The sequence below is a fragment of the Pseudomonas sp. NFACC46-3 genome, assembly GCF_900114515.1.
Lineage (GTDB): Bacteria > Pseudomonadota > Gammaproteobacteria > Pseudomonadales > Pseudomonadaceae > Aquipseudomonas > Aquipseudomonas fluorescens_Q.
Genome location: NZ_FOTH01000027.1, coordinates 65,991 through 81,236 on the forward strand (window position 1 = coordinate 65,991; position 15,246 = coordinate 81,236).

The window sequence follows — 15,246 nt, forward strand, 5'->3', positions numbered from 1 at the left end:
GGGAATCGAGTTGTGTCAGTGGTGGTGCAATCGGTAAAGGGCATTCGCCAGTGCAACATCCTCCAGCCCCAGACCGATGGAGCGGAAGAACACGTGGCGTTGGTAGTCGGGACGCGCCACCTGTTCGCTGAGCAATTCAGGCAAATCGCCGATGATCCTCGACGCCTGCCAGCCATGCTGTTCACCGGCGATCAGCATTTCACCGGCCGAGCCTGGGGTGGTCTGACGATAGTCGCAGAACACGTCCATGTCGTTGAGGCTTTGAGGGGGGACTTCATGGGCCCGCGGAGCGTTGGTACTGATCGAGGTGATCAGCGCCGGTTTGCCCAGGGTCTGCGGGTCGAGTACCGCTTTGGCGGACGAGGTGCAGAGCATCACCACGTCGGCGTCGTGCAGCGCCGCTTCAAGGCTGTCGGCGATATGCAGGCGAGGGTCCAGGTCGGTGATGGAGGCAAGTTCTTGTGCCGATTTGGTCTTCAGGCCTGGCGAATAGAGGCTGATCGCTTGCCAGTCCCGCAGGCCCTTGACGTATTGCACGTGTGCCCGCGCCACGGGGCCGCTGCCAATGACCACCAGGCGCCGGGCGTTGTGCGGGGCGAGGGCATCGACGGCAACAGCCGTGGTGGCAGCGGTGCGAGCGGTGGTCAACTCGGCGGCATCGCACAGCAGCAGCGGCTGGCCGGTCTGCATCGACATCAACAAGGTCCAGGCAGTCACCAGCGGGCCTTGCTCGCGCACGATGTAGGGCGAGGTCTTGATCCCGTAGACCTGGTCTTCAGCCAGCACCCCCAGGTAGTTGATGAAGTCCCCGGCGCCCTGGGGAAACACCACCAGTTGCTGGGGTGGCTGCACCGCCTGTCCGGCGGCAAGATCGCGGAACAGCTTGCGCAGGATGTGCGGCACGTCGATTTGCCCGAGCAGTTCTCGTGCCTGGGCTTGGGTCATCACATAGGGCGTGCTGGACATGGGGGCTCTGGATGCTCAGGTAAACTAATTTGTCCATTATGGACTTTTAGTTTAATCGAGCAATATCCCGAGGCAAAAAAAAGCGCAGCCTGTCTTGGCTGCGCTGATCGTTCCTACGCTCTGCGTCCGTCTCGATGCTAAGGGCGCTTGCGCTCGACCGGACGTAACAGGTGGGTCGGGGGCATTTCGCAACTGATCTTGCGGCCCAGCAACGCTTCGATCGACGGCAACTGGTAGGAGTCATCTTCGCCAGCGAAGCTGATCGAAACCCCGGCCGCCCCGGCACGACCGGTACGGCCGATGCGGTGCACGTAGTCGTCCGGCACTTCCGGCAGGGTGAAGTTGATCACGTGGCTGATGCCGTCGATGTGGATGCCGCGACCGGCCACGTCAGTGGCGACCAGTACGCGGATCTTGCCTTCGCGGAAGCCTTCGAGGGTCTTGATGCGCTTGTGCTGGGGCACGTCGCCCGAGAGCTGGGCCGCGTTGACGCCATCGCGCACCAGGCGTTCTTCGATGCGTCGCACTTCGTCCTTGCGGTTGGCGAACACCATCACGCGCTCCCAACCGTTGTCGTTGACCAGGTTGTAGAGCAGCTTGTACTTGTCGGCACCGGCGACTGCGTAGATATGTTGTTCGACGTTTTCGCTGGCGACGTTCTCGGCTTCGATCTCGACGATGGCCGGGTCGGTGGTCCACTGCTTGGCCAGGTTCATCACGTCCTCGGTGAAGGTGGCGGAGAACAGCAGGGTCTGGCGTTCGCTTTTCGGTGGAGTCTGGCGAATGATCTGCCGCACTTGCGGGATGAAGCCCATGTCGAGCATGCGGTCGGCTTCGTCCAGCACCATCACTTCGACCATGTCCAGGTGCACGTCGCCGCGCTGGTTGAAGTCCAGCAGGCGGCCCGGCGTGGCGACCAGGATGTCGCAGTGACGGGCTTCGAGGTGCTTGAGCTGCTTGTCGAAATCCATGCCGCCCACGAACGTCATGACGTTCAGGCCGGTGTACTTGGTCAGGTCGGCGGCGTCCTTGGCGATCTGCACCACCAGCTCGCGGGTCGGCGCGATGATCAGTGCCCGCGGTTCGCCCATGTAGCGTTCCTTGGGCGGTGGGGTCTGGAGCAGCTGGGTGATGATGGAAATCAGGAACGCGGCCGTCTTGCCGGTGCCGGTCTGGGCGCGACCGATGGCGTCTTTGCCAGCGAGGGTGTAACCGAGCACTTGCGCCTGGATCGGCGTGCAATAGGGGAAACCCAGGTCCTGGATGGCATGCATCAGTTCCGGGGCGAGCTTGAAATCGTGGAAGCGGGTCTTGCCTTCCTGGGGTTCTACGACGAAATCCTCGAGCTTCCAGGCGACGACCGGCGGTTTCGGTGCGCGTTCGCGGCGTGGCTTGGGGGCTTCGTTGCGTGGTTTTTCCGCTGCCGGGGCGGTGACAGGCTGTGCGGTTGGCGGTGTCATCGGCTCTTTTGTCACGCCTGCAACAGGTGCGGTGCGGTGCGGTTGTTGCGCATCGGTGCGGCTCGGGCCGTGGGTCGGCGCAGTGGAGCCAGGCGCGAGTTGCTCGGCCTCGCTTTTACCGAACATCTTCTTGAGTGCTTTGAGCACGGTCATCTCATCGATTGGTTAAGGAATGTACGCCGGCCAGTGTAATGCAAGAAACGGGCGCGGCGTAGTGTGATCGTCAAAGGACGGAGTGGCGATCGGCCTCTTAGCGCAACCGCTCGGCCAGCCAGGTACCGATGTCGCGAATCTCCTCGGGTAACACTTCGTGGCCCATTGGGTATTCTTGCCATGTCACGGTGACACCATGCTGCTTTAAATACTCTTTCGCGGTCCGCCCCATGGGGTTGAGTACCACTTCGTCGTATTGCCCGTGCAGCGCCAGGACCGGAATGCGTTGCTGGCTGGCCGACAATTGCAGCTCATCGCTGAAAGTCGGGGCATAAGTAGACAGCGCGACCACGCCGCCCAGCGGGCCCTGCCATTTCACGAATGCCGTGTGATAGACCACCGCGCCGCCTTGGGAGAAACCCGCCAGGAAAATCCGCGAGGCGTCTATTCCGCTGGCTCGCTGGGTTTCGATCAGGTCGATGACCCGTTGTGCCGAAGCTTCGAGCTGCTGTTCGTCAATGGCCCGGGCGGGGCTCAAGGCGCGGATGTCGTACCAACTGGGCATCTCATAGCCGCCGTTGATCGTTACTGGTTGGGTCGGTGCCTGGGGCAGAACGAAACGTGTGGTAAGCAAACTTTGCTGCAACATTTCGGCGACTGGCAGGAAATCAAAACGATCGGCGCCCAGGCCGTGAAGCCAGATAACGCACGCGTCGGCAGTGCTGCTGGGCTCGAGAATCAGGGGGTCGGTCATGGTTGTGCTCCAAATCTGTGCGGGCGCGCCCAATCAGTGCGTGATTACAGTGCGTGTCCGGTGTCTCAGTTAATTAGATGTCGCAAAGTTGAAAGTTTTTGTCTTGACGTGTTTTACAAGGGCTAAGCGCAGCGGTCTGGTACGGGCTTTGCTATGGGTGTACCTGAGTGATGATTCTTACGCTGTGCGGTAACACTATCAGTTCACCGCTACGCATGGGATATCAGAAATCCGGTGATGAATGTTCGCCAGCAGCCGCTACGGGCTTCGCGAACGTGAAGGGCTACAGCCCGTTCGGCCGATTGGTGAGAGATGGGCATGACCGCTGTTTACGGACATCCTCATTATTAGACTCATAGCGAAGGTCCAGACGTCGGTTGACCCTAAAAAAAGCCAACAAGGGTCGGCAATGCCTCAAAAGGGTGCGACAGGACTCGAGCTCCGACACAACAAGAGCAAAACTGGAGGTTTGAATGAAGTTACTGAAATCCACCCTGGCCGTCATGACTGCAGCAGCAGTCCTTGGTGTCAGCGGGTTCGCTCAGGCGGGTGCAACTCTGGATGCCGTGCAGAAAAAAGGTTTTGTGCAATGTGGTGTGAGTGATGGCCTGCCGGGTTTCTCGGTGCCTGATTCGAACGGCAAGATCGTCGGTATCGACGCTGACTTCTGCCGTGCCGTGGCCGCTGCTGTATTTGGCGATGCGACCAAGGTCAAATTCAGCCAGTTGAACGCCAAGGAGCGCTTCACCGCGCTGCAATCGGGCGAAATCGACATGCTCTCGCGCAACTCCACCATGACCAGCTCCCGTGACGCGGGCATGGGCTTGAAATTCCCAGGCTTCATCACCTACTACGACGGCATCGGCTTCCTGGCGAACAACAAGCTGGGCGTCAAGAGCGCCAAGGAACTGGACGGTGCAACCATCTGCATCCAGGCCGGTACCACCACCGAGCTGAACGTTTCCGACTACTTCCGCGCCAACGGCCTGAAGTACACCCCGATCACTTTCGACACCTCCGATGAAAGCGCCAAGTCGCTGGAATCCGGTCGTTGCGACGTGCTGACCTCGGACAAATCCCAGCTGTTCGCTCAGCGCAGCAAGCTGGCTTCGCCAAAGGACTACGTGGTTCTGCCGGAAACCATTTCCAAGGAGCCCCTGGGCCCAGTCGTGCGTAACGGCGACGACGAGTGGCTGGCCATTGTCCGTTGGACTGGCTACGCCTTGCTCAACGCTGAAGAAGCGGGTGTGACCTCGAAGAACGTCGAGGCCGAAGCCAAGTCCACCAAGAACCCTGACGTCGCTCGTATGCTGGGCGCTGACGGTGAATACGGCAAAGACCTGAAACTGCCGAAAGACTGGGTTGTGCAGATCGTCAAGCAGGTCGGCAACTACGGTGAAATGTTCGAGCGCAACCTCGGCAAGGGCACTCCGCTGGAAATCGATCGCGGCTTGAACGCTCTGTGGAACGCTGGCGGCATTCAATACGCACCACCAGTGCGCTGATGGTTCTATCACCCGGTGGGCCAACCACCGGGTGATGTTCTGTTCCATTCTTTGCGGGGCACTTCATGCAAAATTCAATCGGCGCACCTAAGCAGAGGCTCAGCCTCAGCGATCCACGAGTGCGTGCGTGGGTATTTCAAGTCGTCACTGTCGTGGCGGTTATCGCGCTGGGCTGGTTTCTGTTCGATAACACACAAACCAATCTTCAGCACCGAGGCATCACCTCCGGTTTCGGCTTCCTGGAGCGCAGTGCCGGTTTCGGCATCGCCCAACACCTGATCGACTACACCGAAGCGGACAGCTATGCCCGGGTCTTTCTCATCGGGTTGCTCAACACGCTGCTGGTCACGTTCATCGGCGTGATCCTGGCAACCATCCTGGGGTTCATTATCGGCGTGGCACGGCTGTCGCAGAACTGGATCATCTCCAAGCTGGCAACCGTTTATGTCGAGGTTTTCCGTAATATCCCGCCACTGCTGCAAATCCTGTTCTGGTACTTCGCGGTATTCCTGAGCATGCCAGGACCGCGGGCCGCCCATAACTTCGGCGACACCTTCTTTGTCAGCAGCCGGGGTCTGAACATGCCTGCCGCGCTGGTGGCCGAAGGGTTCTGGCCATTCGTGATCAGCGTAGTGCTGGCGATCGTCGCCATCGTGCTGATGACGCGCTGGGCCAACAAGCGTTTCGAAGCGACAGGCGAGCCGTTTCATAAGTTCTGGGTCGGCCTGGCGTTGTTCCTGGTGATCCCTGCGTTGAGCGCGCTGCTTTTTGGTGCGCCGGTGCATTGGGAAATGCCGGAGCTCAAGGGCTTCAACTTCGTCGGTGGCTGGGTGCTGATCCCGGAACTGCTGGCCTTGACCCTGGCCTTGACCGTGTACACCGCGGCGTTCATCGCCGAGATCGTGCGCTCGGGCATCAAGTCGGTCAGCCACGGTCAGACTGAAGCCGCCCGTTCCCTGGGACTGCGCAACGGTCCGACCCTGCGCAAAGTGATCATCCCGCAGGCCCTGCGTGTGATCATTCCGCCGTTGACCAGCCAATACCTGAACCTGGCGAAAAACTCCTCCCTGGCGGCCGGTATCGGCTACCCGGAAATGGTTTCGCTGTTTGCCGGCACAGTGTTGAACCAGACGGGCCAGGCCATCGAGGTGATTGCGATCACCATGAGTGTGTACCTGGCGATCAGTATCAGCATTTCGTTGCTGATGAACTGGTACAACAAGCGCATTGCGCTGATCGAGCGGTGAGGAAACGCGCATGACGACTCATACTTTCAAACCAGACATGCCCCCGCCGGGCAGCAGCATCGGCGTGGTGGCGTGGATGCGCGCCAACATGTTCTCCAGCTGGATCAACACGCTGCTGACCCTGTTCGCGTTCTACCTGATCTACCTGATCGTGCCGCCCCTGGTGCAATGGGCGATCCTCGATGCCAACTGGGTCGGTACCACCCGCGCCGACTGCACCAAGGAAGGCGCCTGCTGGGTCTTCATCCAGCAGCGCTTCGGGCAGTTCATGTACGGCTACTACCCGGCAGACCTGCGCTGGCGCGTCGACCTGACCGTGTGGCTGGCAGTGATCGGTGTGGCGCCGTTGTTCATCTCGCGCTTCCCGCGCAAGGCAATCTACGGCCTGAGTTTCCTGGTGCTGTATCCGATCAGCGCCTGGTGCCTGCTGCACGGCGGCGTGTTCGGCCTGGACGCCGTGGCGACCAGCCAATGGGGGGGGCTGATGCTGACCCTGGTGATCGCGACCGTGGGTATTGTCGGCGCCTTGCCACTGGGCATCGTCCTGGCGCTGGGGCGACGTTCGAACATGCCGGCGATTCGCGTGGTCTGCGTGACCTTCATCGAGTTCTGGCGCGGCGTGCCGTTGATCACAGTGCTGTTCATGTCCTCGGTGATGCTGCCGCTGTTCCTGCCTGAAGGCATGAACTTCGACAAGCTGCTGCGGGCGCTGATCGGGGTGATCCTGTTCCAGTCGGCCTACATTGCCGAAGTGGTGCGTGGTGGCCTGCAAGCCATTCCCAAGGGGCAATACGAGGCGGCCGCAGCGATGGGCCTGGGTTACTGGCGCAGCATGGGCCTGGTGATTCTGCCGCAAGCCCTGAAGCTGGTGATCCCGGGTATCGTCAACACCTTCATTGCGTTGTTCAAGGACACGAGCCTGGTGATCATCATCGGCTTGTTCGACCTGCTCAACAGCGTGAAACAAGCTGCCGCCGACCCGAAATGGCTGGGCATGGCCACCGAAGGCTATGTGTTCGCCGCCCTGGTGTTCTGGATTTTCTGTTTTGGTATGTCCCGCTATTCCATGCATTTGGAACGCAAGCTGGACACTGGCCACAAGCGTTAGGAGCGTAGTTTATGAGTGAAGCGATCAAACAGCCTGTGAGCCCTGAAGGCATTATTCAGATGCAGGGCGTCAATAAGTGGTACGGCCAGTTCCATGTGTTGAAAGACATCAACCTGAACGTCAAGCAGGGCGAGCGTATCGTGCTGTGCGGCCCGTCGGGCTCCGGCAAGTCCACCACCATCCGCTGCCTCAACCGCCTGGAAGAGCACCAGCAGGGTCGCATCGTGGTCGACGGTGTGGAACTGACCAACGACCTCAAGCAGATCGAAGCGATCCGCCGTGAAGTCGGCATGGTGTTCCAGCACTTCAACCTGTTCCCGCACCTGACCATCCTGCAGAACTGCACCCTGGCGCCGATGTGGGTACGCAAGATGCCCAAGCGCAAGGCCGAGGAAATCGCCATGCATTACCTGGAGCGCGTACGCATTCCAGAGCAGGCGCACAAGTACCCGGGCCAGCTCTCCGGCGGTCAGCAGCAACGTGTGGCTATCGCCCGTGCCCTGTGCATGAAGCCGAAAATCATGCTGTTCGACGAGCCGACCTCGGCTCTCGACCCGGAAATGGTGAAGGAAGTACTCGACACCATGATCGGCTTGGCCGAAGACGGCATGACCATGCTCTGCGTGACCCACGAAATGGGCTTTGCCCGCACCGTGGCCAACCGCGTGATCTTCATGGACAAGGGTGAAATCGTCGAACAGGCCGCGCCGAACGACTTCTTCGACAACCCACAGAACGACCGCACCAAGCTGTTCCTGAGCCAGATCCTGCATTGATCCGGCCTTAGGCAGTGAAATAAACCCGGACTTGTCCGGGTTTGTTTTTAATGGGCCGCTCAGCAAGCCGTGAGGGTCTCGTGTTCCTTGTGCACCGTCGTTTTGAATTGCCGCAAGTCTGCGTCTTCAGCGAAGGCATGGACATCGGCAAGCAAATGCGGATAGCGATCAAGCAGGCGCATCAGCAAGATCAACGCCTTGGGTGGCACTACCTCGCCGCGCTCGTAGCGGGAAAACGCATTGTGTCCACCGCCCGATAGCAGCAGTACCGCTTCCTTTTGCGATAGATGCAGTTTGCGCCGGACACGTTTGATCTCTTCGCCGATCATTCGCCTGGCCGCGTTGACCAGCTCATCACCTGCATGGTCGTAGCGATCCGAGCAGCTTGAATCGAGCTCGACTTCGCCGCACATCTGACATTCCCAGCCAGACAAGTCATCGACCCGGCGTTCCAGTCCCTTGACGCTCATGGTTTCGCCGCGACCTTCGAAATGCAACATGCCTTCCGGGGCACCACAGCTGAAGCATTGCTGGTGTTTCATGAGTTTCTCTCCTTGAAGGAAATTACCGGTGGGCCTCCGCTGGGGCGGTACGTCACCTTCAGGTAAATCTGCAGACCGTGTGAATTGGCGTGGTAGGCGTCATGCCAGACTCGATGATCGTCATAGGTGGTCATCGATTTGTAGAACTGTTTTCGCTCAAGCCCATGAATGACCTGCTGCATGTCCGAGACGTTTAAACCGAGCGTCCGAGCAGTGTTCTTCGCAGTGCTGGTGAACGCTTTCCCTTTAAGTCGCCTGACATCTGCCTGTATCGCCGCCAAGGCGTAGTGGGGTGTGTTCTTTTCCATGAAACGGCGTGCCTTGTCCTTAAAATTACCCTCAAAGGGTAATTTTGACTAATTGAAAATCTCGTTTCTTTACCTCCCGTTGACCCTAGGCGGTTGCCGTCCTACGCGAAGCTGACTAACATGTCAGAAAATTCATCCTATGATTGGATGAAAGGGCGAATTCTATGTCAGCTATTTCTCCATTGATGAAACGCTCCCTGGTCGACCAGGCCTTGGAACAATTGCGTCGGCGTATCAGCGATGGTGTGTGGGGCGTCGGCCAGCGCTTGCCCACCGAGCCGGAGTTGGTGGCGGAGCTGGGTATCAGCCGCAACACCGTGCGGGAAGCCATGCGCGTGCTGGCGTTTTCCGGGTTGATCGAGATCCGCCAGGGCGATGGCAGCTACGTGCGGGCGGTGGTTGATCCGCTGGATACGCTCAAGGTGCTATCCCGTTGTTCGCTGGAACAGGCCCGGGAAACCCGGCATATCCTGGAGGTGGAGGCCATTGGCCTGGCGGCGGTGCGGCGCACCGATGAGGATTTACTTGCCTTGCGCCGGGCGCTGCAAGACAGCGGTGAGCATTATCACGGCGACCTGGAGCAGTACATCGCCTGCGACCTGGTGTTCCACCGCCTCTTGGTAGATGCCGCGCACAACCCTGCGCTCAGTGAACTCTATCGCTACTTCTCCAGCGTCATCGGCGCACAGTTGCGCCAGAGCCTCAATATCGCCCCGCGTCATCAACATGTCTTCGACCTGCACGTCGAAATCCTGGACGCCGTCGAGCAACAGGACCCGCAACGGGCCAAGTCCCTGTGTCGCCAGTTGATCAATGAACCCTGAGCGCTTGAAACCCTGAGCCCCGAACCCGAGCTTTCCATGTCCCGCGACCTGCTTGACCCTGCCACTTCGACGGCGCCCAAACGCGCCGCCGAACTTGAAGAACTGTTGATCGACGCCGAGGCCGACGATGAGCAGGCCCAGCAGCGCCCTCCGTTGGTGCGCCGGCCCTGGCTGTTGCTGCTCGGGCTGATCCTGGTGGCGCTGAACCTGCGTCCGGCATTGTCGAGCATGGCGCCGTTGCTCAGCGAAGTGTCAAGAAGCCTCGACCTGTCGGCTGCCCAGGCCGGTTTGCTGACCACATTGCCTGTGCTTTGCCTGGGCCTGTTCGCGCCGCTGGCGCCGGTGCTGGCGCGGCGCTTCGGTGCCGAGCGCGTGGTGCTGGGGATCTTGTTGACGCTGGCGGGCGGGATTGTCTTGCGCAGCGCCTTCGGCCAGGTCGGGCTGTTTGTCGGCAGTATCCTGGCCGGCGCGAGTATTGGTGTGATCGGCGTGCTGTTGCCGGGCATCGTCAAGCGCGACTTCGCCAAGCAGGCCGGCACCATGACCGGCGTCTACACCATGGCTTTGTGCCTGGGCGCGGCGATGGCGGCCGGGGCGACCGTGCCGCTGAGCGAGCAGCTTGGCCACAGCTGGGCCTTGGGCCTGGGTTTCTGGGTGGTCCCGGCGCTGCTGGCCTCGGTGTTCTGGTTACCGCAAGTGGGCGAGAAACACGGTGCCCACCAAGTGGCTTATCGAGTCCGCGGCTTGCTGCGTGATCCCCTGGCCTGGCAAGTGACGTTGTACATGGGGCTGCAATCGTCCCTGGCCTACATCGTCTTTGGCTGGCTGCCGTCGATCCTGATTGGACGTGGCCTGACGCCGACCCAGGCCGGGCTCGTGCTATCCGGTTCGGTCATCGTGCAGTTGATCAGTTCCCTCGCGGCGCCCTGGTTGGCAACACGTGGCAAGGACCAGCGCCTGGCCATCGTGATCGTCATGCTCATGGTCCTGGGCGGGTTGTTCGGTAGCCTCTACGCTCCGCTCGATGGCTTGTGGGGCTGGGCGATCCTGCTGGGCTTGGGACAGGGCGGATCATTCAGCCTGGCGCTCACACTGATCGTGCTGCGTTCGCGGGACGCCCACGTGGCCGCCAACCTTTCCGGCATGGCCCAGGGTTTCGGTTATACGCTGGCGTCGCTGGGGCCGTTCGCGGTGGGTGTGGTCCACGACTTGACCGGCGGCTGGAACGCCCTGGGCTGGATCTTCGGCCTGGTTGGCCTGGGGGCGATCATCGCCGGCATCGGCGCAGGCCGGGCGTTGTACGTCGGGGTCAGCAGCGAAAGGGTCGCTGATCTTCGTTGATATCATTTTCATGGCGAATGACGATAGTCTTCCCGGCGGCGGCAGATTATCGTGCTGGCCTACTGAAACGTTTTTCGGAGCCTGTCCATGAGTGATGCCTATAACGCCTTGATCAGCCGTTTTTACCAGGCCTTCCAACGCCTGGACGCCGAAGCCATGAGCGCTTGCTACACCGACGACGTGCTGTTCAGCGATCCGGCGTTCGGTGAGCTGCGCGGGCGCGATGCCGGCGACATGTGGCGCATGCTGACGACCCGGGCCAAGGACTTTTCCCTGACCTTCGATAACGTGCGCAGTGATGAGCGTACCGGTGGTGCTCATTGGGTGGCGACGTACTTGTTCAGCCAGACCGGCAACGTGGTGATCAATGACATTCAGGCACGCTTCGTTTTTCGCGACGGCAAGATCTGCGAGCACCACGACAGCTTCGATCTGTGGCGCTGGTCTCGCCAGGCATTGGGTGCCAAGGGCCTGTTGCTGGGCTGGACACCACTGGTACGTAACGCTGTCAGGGCCCAGGCGCTCAAGGGGCTGCGGGCGTTCCAGGCCAGTCGCTGATAAGATCGCGGCTTGTCTTTGCCGACCTGTTGAACATCTAGTGACGACCGCCACCCCCTCTCCCGATCTGCCAGCACAAGGCCCCGCCGAACCGGACAAACCCTGGTTCGTCTACCTGGTGCGGGCGGCCAACGGTTCGCTGTACTGCGGCATCAGCGATGACCCGGTGCGGCGTTTCACCAAGCATCAAAGTGGCAAGGGTGCACGTTTCTTCCTTTCCAGCCCGGCAGTGGCTTTGGTGTACACCGAGGCCTGTCGCGACAAGGGCGAGGCCCTGCGCCAGGAGCGGCTGATCAAAAAACTCAAGAAAAGCGCCAAGGAATGCCTGGTGGCCAGTGCGCTGTCGCTCGATCAGCCGGGCTGATAGGCCTTTATCAGGCCGGTAGGCTGTCCCGATCAGGCGCGCTAAGCTGTAGGACTTCATTCCTGCAGTGGCTAATCTCATGTCAGAGCTGATCCTTCATCATTACCCTACGTCTCCTTTCGCGGAAAAGGCCCGGCTGCTGCTGGGCTTCAAGGGGCTGTCCTGGCGTTCGGTGAGCATCCCGCCGATGATGCCCAAGCCTGACCTGACGGCGCTGACGGGTGGCTACCGCAAGACGCCGGTGTTGCAGGTCGGCGCGGATATCTATTGCGATACGTCGCTGATGGCCCGCCGCCTGGAGCAGGAAAAAGCCTCGCCGGCGCTGTTCCCCGAAGGCCGGGAAATGCTTGCCGCATCCTTTGCTGCGTGGGCCGATTCGGTGGTGTTCCAGCATGCGGTGAGCCTGGTGTTCCAGCCGGAATCGGTGGCGGTGCGGTTCGCCAAGCTATCGCCCGAAGCGATCAAGGCGTTCATCAGCGACCGCGCCGGGCTGTTCAGTGGCGGCACGACGACACGCTTGGCCGCCGAGCAGGCCAAGCACCAATGGCCGACGATCATGGCGCGTCTCGAGCAACAGTTGCAGCGCGAGGAGGGCGATTTCCTGTTGGGTGATCCGTCGATTGCCGACTTCGCCATGGCCCATCCACTGTGGTTCCTCAAGGGCACTCCGGTCACCTCGTCGCTGGTGGATGCCTATCCGGCTGTCTCGGCCTGGTTGGCGCGGGTGTTGGGTTTCGGCCATGGTGCCTCGAGCCAGATGAGTGCCGAAGAAGCCTTGGACGTTGCCCGCAACGCGACGCCGCAAGCGCTGCCGGATGAGTCGTTCGAAGAGCCGAACGGGTTCACCGCAGGGCAGCAGGTAAGCATAGCCGCGACGGACTATGGCGTTGATCCGGTGGTTGGGGAGTTACTGTTTGCTGGCCGCGAAGAATTGATCCTGCGTCGCGAAGATGAGCGTGGCGGGGTGGTGCATGTGCACTTTCCGCGGTTCGGGTTTCGGATCGAGGCGCGCTGAGCAACGAATGACCTGTGGGAGCGAGCTTGCTCGCGATGGCGGCGACACATCCAGCATTGATGCAAGCTGACCCACCGCTATCGCGAGCAAGCTCGCTCCCACAGGGGATTTGCGGCGATGACTAGATGGCAGATAACGCCTTGAGAATATGCTCCGGCTCATACCCACGCATCAACGTGCCATTCACATCGAGGATCGGAATCCCCCGGCCGCCCAACGCCTCGTAGGCCTTGCGCGCTTCGGCATCTTTCTCGATATCGAACTCGCGAAACGGCACGCCTTTCTCATCCAGGAACCGCCGGGTGGCCTTGCAGTAGCCGCACCAGTCGGTGGCATACAGCACGACGCGGGCGTTGCTGCGAATCTGCTCGGAAACCATCTGTGACGGGTTGAATACCCGCTCGATCTTGCCCCAGTTCTGGTAGGCCACCACCACCAGCAGAATCAGCAGGAATTTCTTCAGCACCCTACCGAGCATCAATTACGCCGCTTGAGCTGGTCGGTCAGCGACGTGGGCAGGCCCTTGATGATCAGCGTGCCAGCCTCTTCGTCGTACTCGATCTTGGAGCCCAGCAAGTGCGCTTCGAAGCTGATGGACAAGCCCTCGGCGCGACCAGTGAAGCGGCGGAACTGGTTGAGGGTGCGTTTATCCGCCGGGATTTCCGGCGACAACCCGTAGTCCTTGTTGCGGATGTGATCGTAGAAGGCTTTCGGTCGATCTTCGTCGATCAGCTCGGACAGTTCTTCCAGGCCCATCGGCTCGCCGAGCTTGGCCTGGCTGCTGGCGTAGTCGACCAGGGTCTTGGTCTTTTCCCGGGCATCGTCTTCCGGCAGGTCTTCACTTTCGACGAAGTCACTGAAGGCCTTGAGCAGGGTGCGGGTCTCACCGGGGCCGTCGACACCTTCCTGGCAGCCGATGAAATCACGGAAATATTCCGAGACCTTCTTGCCGTTCTTGCCCTTGATGAACGAGATGTATTGCTTCGATTGCTTGTTGTTCTGCCACTCCGACACATTGATCCGTGCCGCCAGGTGCAACTGGCCCAGGTCCAGGTGGCGGGACGGGGTCACGTCCAGCTCATCGGTCACTGCCACACCTTCGCTGTGGTGCAGCAGGGCGATGGCCAGGTAGTCGGTCATGCCTTGTTGGTAATGCGCGAACAGCACGTGGCCGCCCACCGACAGGTTGGACTCTTCCATCAGTTTCTGCAGGTGTTCCACCGCCACGCGACTGAAGGCGGTGAAGTCCTTGCCGCCGTCCAGGTACTCCTTCAGCCAGCCGCTGAACGGATGCGCCCCGGACTCGGCATGGAAAAAACCCCAGGCCTTGCCTTGCTTGGCGTTATAACTCTCGTTGAGGTCGGCGAGCATATTCTCGATGGCCGTGGACTCTGCCAGTTCGGAGTCGCGGGCATGGAGCACAGCAGGGGTGCCGTCGGGTTTTTTGTCGATCAGGTGGACGATGCAATGACGGATCGGCATGGATTTCTCGGTTGTTGAAAGAGAGGAGGGCGCGCTCCCCGAAAAGGGGCCCAGTGTACCGCAATCACTGGTTTTGGAACCCGGCAAAGGCCCTTTCAGACCCGTCCGACATCCTATATGCATTTTTTTAACGTTTTAGCGCAAGAAAGCTGACCAAATGGGTAGCTAGAGGCGGATATTTCAGAGGCGTTGTGCTAGTTTTGCCCGGTCTTACGCGAAGTCACTGCGTTAAGCGTGCATTCAGCATCTGTCAGGTCGAACCAATCCCGGTTTTCGGCATCTATTACCCCGATCCGTCGTGGTGATTGCCGAGGGTGCCTGATCAAGAGAGATCGGGCTCGATGGCTGACACTGCACTCTGCAATCCATATGAATTTGATAGGGAAGGAACACTACATGGCTCTTACTAAAGACCAACTGATCGCTGATTTGGCTGAATCTGTAGACGCACCAAAAGCTACCGTGCGTTCGCTGCTGGACCAACTGGGCCAAGTCGTTGCCGATCAGCTGGAAAATGGCGGCGAAATCACTCTGCCAGGTGTTGGCAAGCTGAAAGTCACCGAGCGTCCTGCCCGTACCGGCCGCAACCCTTCGACTGGCGCTGCCATCGAAATCGCTGCCAAGAAAGTGATCAAGCTGGTTGTGGCCAAAGGCCTGACCGACGCGGTCAACAAGTAAGACCGCAGTAAAAAAACCGTGCCTCGGAGCGATCCGGGCACGGTTTTTTGTTGCCTCGAAAAAAGTGACCTGTGGCGAGGGAGCTTGCTCCCGCTGGGCTGCGCAGCAGCCCCCTCTCAAGCTCACTCAATCGACCTGATCCACCGCGTCGCCGGGCTCCAGGGC

General features: G+C 60.2%; 17 protein-coding genes. 10 read left to right on the forward strand and 7 right to left on the reverse strand.

Going from position 1 to position 15,246, the window contains the following annotated elements; translation table 11 throughout:
* Nucleotides 1-15 precede the first annotated feature (15 nt).
* The 3 genes from BM300_RS22970 to BM300_RS22980 all read right to left on the reverse strand — a co-directional run bounded on the left by BM300_RS22970 (nucleotide 16) and on the right by BM300_RS22980 (nucleotide 3,333).
* The gene (locus tag BM300_RS22970) at nucleotides 16-966 is read right to left on the reverse strand and encodes an ornithine cyclodeaminase family protein (RefSeq protein WP_092464130.1); all 951 of its coding nucleotides are present in this window, start codon (nucleotides 964-966) and stop codon (nucleotides 16-18) included.
* A gap of 137 nt (nucleotides 967-1,103) precedes the next feature.
* Nucleotides 1,104-2,579: an ATP-dependent RNA helicase RhlB gene (rhlB, locus tag BM300_RS22975; RefSeq protein WP_063324516.1), complete on the reverse strand. Its 1,476-nt coding sequence runs from the start codon at nucleotides 2,577-2,579 to the stop codon at nucleotides 1,104-1,106.
* 97 nt (nucleotides 2,580-2,676) lie between these two features.
* A complete protein-coding gene (locus BM300_RS22980; protein WP_063324517.1) occupies nucleotides 2,677-3,333 on the reverse strand; it encodes an alpha/beta hydrolase in 657 nt (218 codons plus the stop codon).
* Between the two features lie 473 nt (nucleotides 3,334-3,806).
* Here BM300_RS22980 and BM300_RS22985 point away from each other — a divergent pair, with 473 nt between their 5' ends.
* From BM300_RS22985 to BM300_RS23000, 4 genes are all read left to right on the forward strand, one after another.
* A complete protein-coding gene (locus BM300_RS22985) occupies nucleotides 3,807-4,838 on the forward strand; it encodes an amino acid ABC transporter substrate-binding protein (RefSeq protein WP_092146866.1) in 1,032 nt (343 codons plus the stop codon).
* A 65-nt stretch (nucleotides 4,839-4,903) separates the two neighbouring features.
* Nucleotides 4,904-6,085, forward strand: a complete 1,182-nt coding sequence (locus BM300_RS22990; RefSeq protein ID WP_063324518.1) for an amino acid ABC transporter permease — start codon at nucleotides 4,904-4,906, stop codon at nucleotides 6,083-6,085.
* A gap of 10 nt (nucleotides 6,086-6,095) precedes the next feature.
* Nucleotides 6,096-7,193 carry an amino acid ABC transporter permease gene (locus BM300_RS22995; protein ID WP_063324519.1) on the forward strand — a complete coding sequence of 366 codons (1,098 nt, stop codon included), beginning with the start codon at nucleotides 6,096-6,098 and terminating at the stop codon, nucleotides 7,191-7,193.
* 11 nt (nucleotides 7,194-7,204) lie between these two features.
* Nucleotides 7,205-7,969: an amino acid ABC transporter ATP-binding protein gene (locus BM300_RS23000; RefSeq protein WP_003178331.1), complete on the forward strand. Its 765-nt coding sequence runs from the start codon at nucleotides 7,205-7,207 to the stop codon at nucleotides 7,967-7,969.
* 59 nt (nucleotides 7,970-8,028) lie between these two features.
* On the opposite strand, the gene BM300_RS23005 is transcribed toward BM300_RS23000, so the two are convergent.
* Nucleotides 8,029-8,511, reverse strand: coding sequence for a type II toxin-antitoxin system MqsA family antitoxin (locus BM300_RS23005; protein WP_003178333.1), 483 nt, complete (start codon nucleotides 8,509-8,511; stop codon nucleotides 8,029-8,031).
* Nucleotides 8,508-8,819 carry a type II toxin-antitoxin system MqsR family toxin gene (locus BM300_RS23010; protein WP_092146868.1) on the reverse strand — a complete coding sequence of 104 codons (312 nt, stop codon included), beginning with the start codon at nucleotides 8,817-8,819 and terminating at the stop codon, nucleotides 8,508-8,510. The genes BM300_RS23005 and BM300_RS23010 overlap by 4 nt, the downstream gene beginning before the upstream one ends.
* A 164-nt stretch (nucleotides 8,820-8,983) precedes the next feature.
* Between BM300_RS23010 and BM300_RS23015 the strand changes: the two genes are divergently transcribed.
* The 5 genes from BM300_RS23015 (at nucleotide 8,984) to BM300_RS23035 (ending at nucleotide 12,921) form a co-directional block, all read left to right on the forward strand.
* Nucleotides 8,984-9,643, forward strand: a complete 660-nt coding sequence (locus BM300_RS23015) for a FadR/GntR family transcriptional regulator (RefSeq protein WP_092146869.1) — start codon at nucleotides 8,984-8,986, stop codon at nucleotides 9,641-9,643.
* A gap of 36 nt (nucleotides 9,644-9,679) precedes the next feature.
* Nucleotides 9,680-10,984: a CynX/NimT family MFS transporter gene (locus BM300_RS23020; protein ID WP_092146871.1), complete on the forward strand. Its 1,305-nt coding sequence runs from the start codon at nucleotides 9,680-9,682 to the stop codon at nucleotides 10,982-10,984.
* Nucleotides 10,985-11,071: 87 nt separating this feature from the next.
* On the forward strand, nucleotides 11,072-11,542 hold the full coding sequence (locus BM300_RS23025; protein WP_092345965.1) for a nuclear transport factor 2 family protein: 471 nt from the start codon (nucleotides 11,072-11,074) through the stop codon (nucleotides 11,540-11,542).
* A 40-nt stretch (nucleotides 11,543-11,582) separates the two neighbouring features.
* Nucleotides 11,583-11,906, forward strand: a complete 324-nt coding sequence (locus BM300_RS23030) for a GIY-YIG nuclease family protein (RefSeq protein WP_092464132.1) — start codon at nucleotides 11,583-11,585, stop codon at nucleotides 11,904-11,906.
* A gap of 79 nt (nucleotides 11,907-11,985) precedes the next feature.
* On the forward strand, nucleotides 11,986-12,921 hold the full coding sequence (locus BM300_RS23035; RefSeq protein ID WP_063324524.1) for a glutathione S-transferase family protein: 936 nt from the start codon (nucleotides 11,986-11,988) through the stop codon (nucleotides 12,919-12,921).
* Nucleotides 12,922-13,042: 121 nt separating this feature from the next.
* On the opposite strand, the gene BM300_RS23040 is transcribed toward BM300_RS23035, so the two are convergent.
* On the reverse strand, nucleotides 13,043-13,399 hold the full coding sequence (locus tag BM300_RS23040) for a glutaredoxin family protein (protein WP_063324525.1): 357 nt from the start codon (nucleotides 13,397-13,399) through the stop codon (nucleotides 13,043-13,045).
* Nucleotides 13,399-14,403, reverse strand: a complete 1,005-nt coding sequence (yejK, locus tag BM300_RS23045; protein WP_014340016.1) for a nucleoid-associated protein YejK — start codon at nucleotides 14,401-14,403, stop codon at nucleotides 13,399-13,401. The genes BM300_RS23040 and yejK overlap by 1 nt, the downstream gene beginning before the upstream one ends.
* 396 nt (nucleotides 14,404-14,799) lie before the next feature.
* Here yejK and BM300_RS23050 point away from each other — a divergent pair, with 396 nt between their 5' ends.
* Nucleotides 14,800-15,081, forward strand: coding sequence for an HU family DNA-binding protein (locus BM300_RS23050; protein ID WP_003205289.1), 282 nt, complete (start codon nucleotides 14,800-14,802; stop codon nucleotides 15,079-15,081).
* Nucleotides 15,082-15,246 lie beyond the last annotated feature (165 nt).

Coding starts and splice junctions, on each gene's coding strand:
- BM300_RS22970 (WP_092464130.1), bottom strand. CDS start 966: ATGTCCAGCACGCCCTATGTGATGACCCAAGCCCAGGCACGAGAACTG.
- rhlB (WP_063324516.1), bottom strand. CDS start 2,579: ATGACCGTGCTCAAAGCACTCAAGAAGATGTTCGGTAAAAGCGAGGCC.
- BM300_RS22980 (WP_063324517.1), bottom strand. CDS start 3,333: ATGACCGACCCCCTGATTCTCGAGCCCAGCAGCACTGCCGACGCGTGC.
- BM300_RS22985 (WP_092146866.1), top strand. CDS start 3,807: ATGAAGTTACTGAAATCCACCCTGGCCGTCATGACTGCAGCAGCAGTC.
- BM300_RS22990 (WP_063324518.1), top strand. CDS start 4,904: ATGCAAAATTCAATCGGCGCACCTAAGCAGAGGCTCAGCCTCAGCGAT.
- BM300_RS22995 (WP_063324519.1), top strand. CDS start 6,096: ATGACGACTCATACTTTCAAACCAGACATGCCCCCGCCGGGCAGCAGC.
- BM300_RS23000 (WP_003178331.1), top strand. CDS start 7,205: ATGAGTGAAGCGATCAAACAGCCTGTGAGCCCTGAAGGCATTATTCAG.
- BM300_RS23005 (WP_003178333.1), bottom strand. CDS start 8,511: ATGAAACACCAGCAATGCTTCAGCTGTGGTGCCCCGGAAGGCATGTTG.
- BM300_RS23010 (WP_092146868.1), bottom strand. CDS start 8,819: ATGGAAAAGAACACACCCCACTACGCCTTGGCGGCGATACAGGCAGAT.
- BM300_RS23015 (WP_092146869.1), top strand. CDS start 8,984: ATGTCAGCTATTTCTCCATTGATGAAACGCTCCCTGGTCGACCAGGCC.
- BM300_RS23020 (WP_092146871.1), top strand. CDS start 9,680: ATGTCCCGCGACCTGCTTGACCCTGCCACTTCGACGGCGCCCAAACGC.
- BM300_RS23025 (WP_092345965.1), top strand. CDS start 11,072: ATGAGTGATGCCTATAACGCCTTGATCAGCCGTTTTTACCAGGCCTTC.
- BM300_RS23035 (WP_063324524.1), top strand. CDS start 11,986: ATGTCAGAGCTGATCCTTCATCATTACCCTACGTCTCCTTTCGCGGAA.
- BM300_RS23040 (WP_063324525.1), bottom strand. CDS start 13,399: ATGCTCGGTAGGGTGCTGAAGAAATTCCTGCTGATTCTGCTGGTGGTG.
- yejK (WP_014340016.1), bottom strand. CDS start 14,403: ATGCCGATCCGTCATTGCATCGTCCACCTGATCGACAAAAAACCCGAC.
- BM300_RS23050 (WP_003205289.1), top strand. CDS start 14,800: ATGGCTCTTACTAAAGACCAACTGATCGCTGATTTGGCTGAATCTGTA.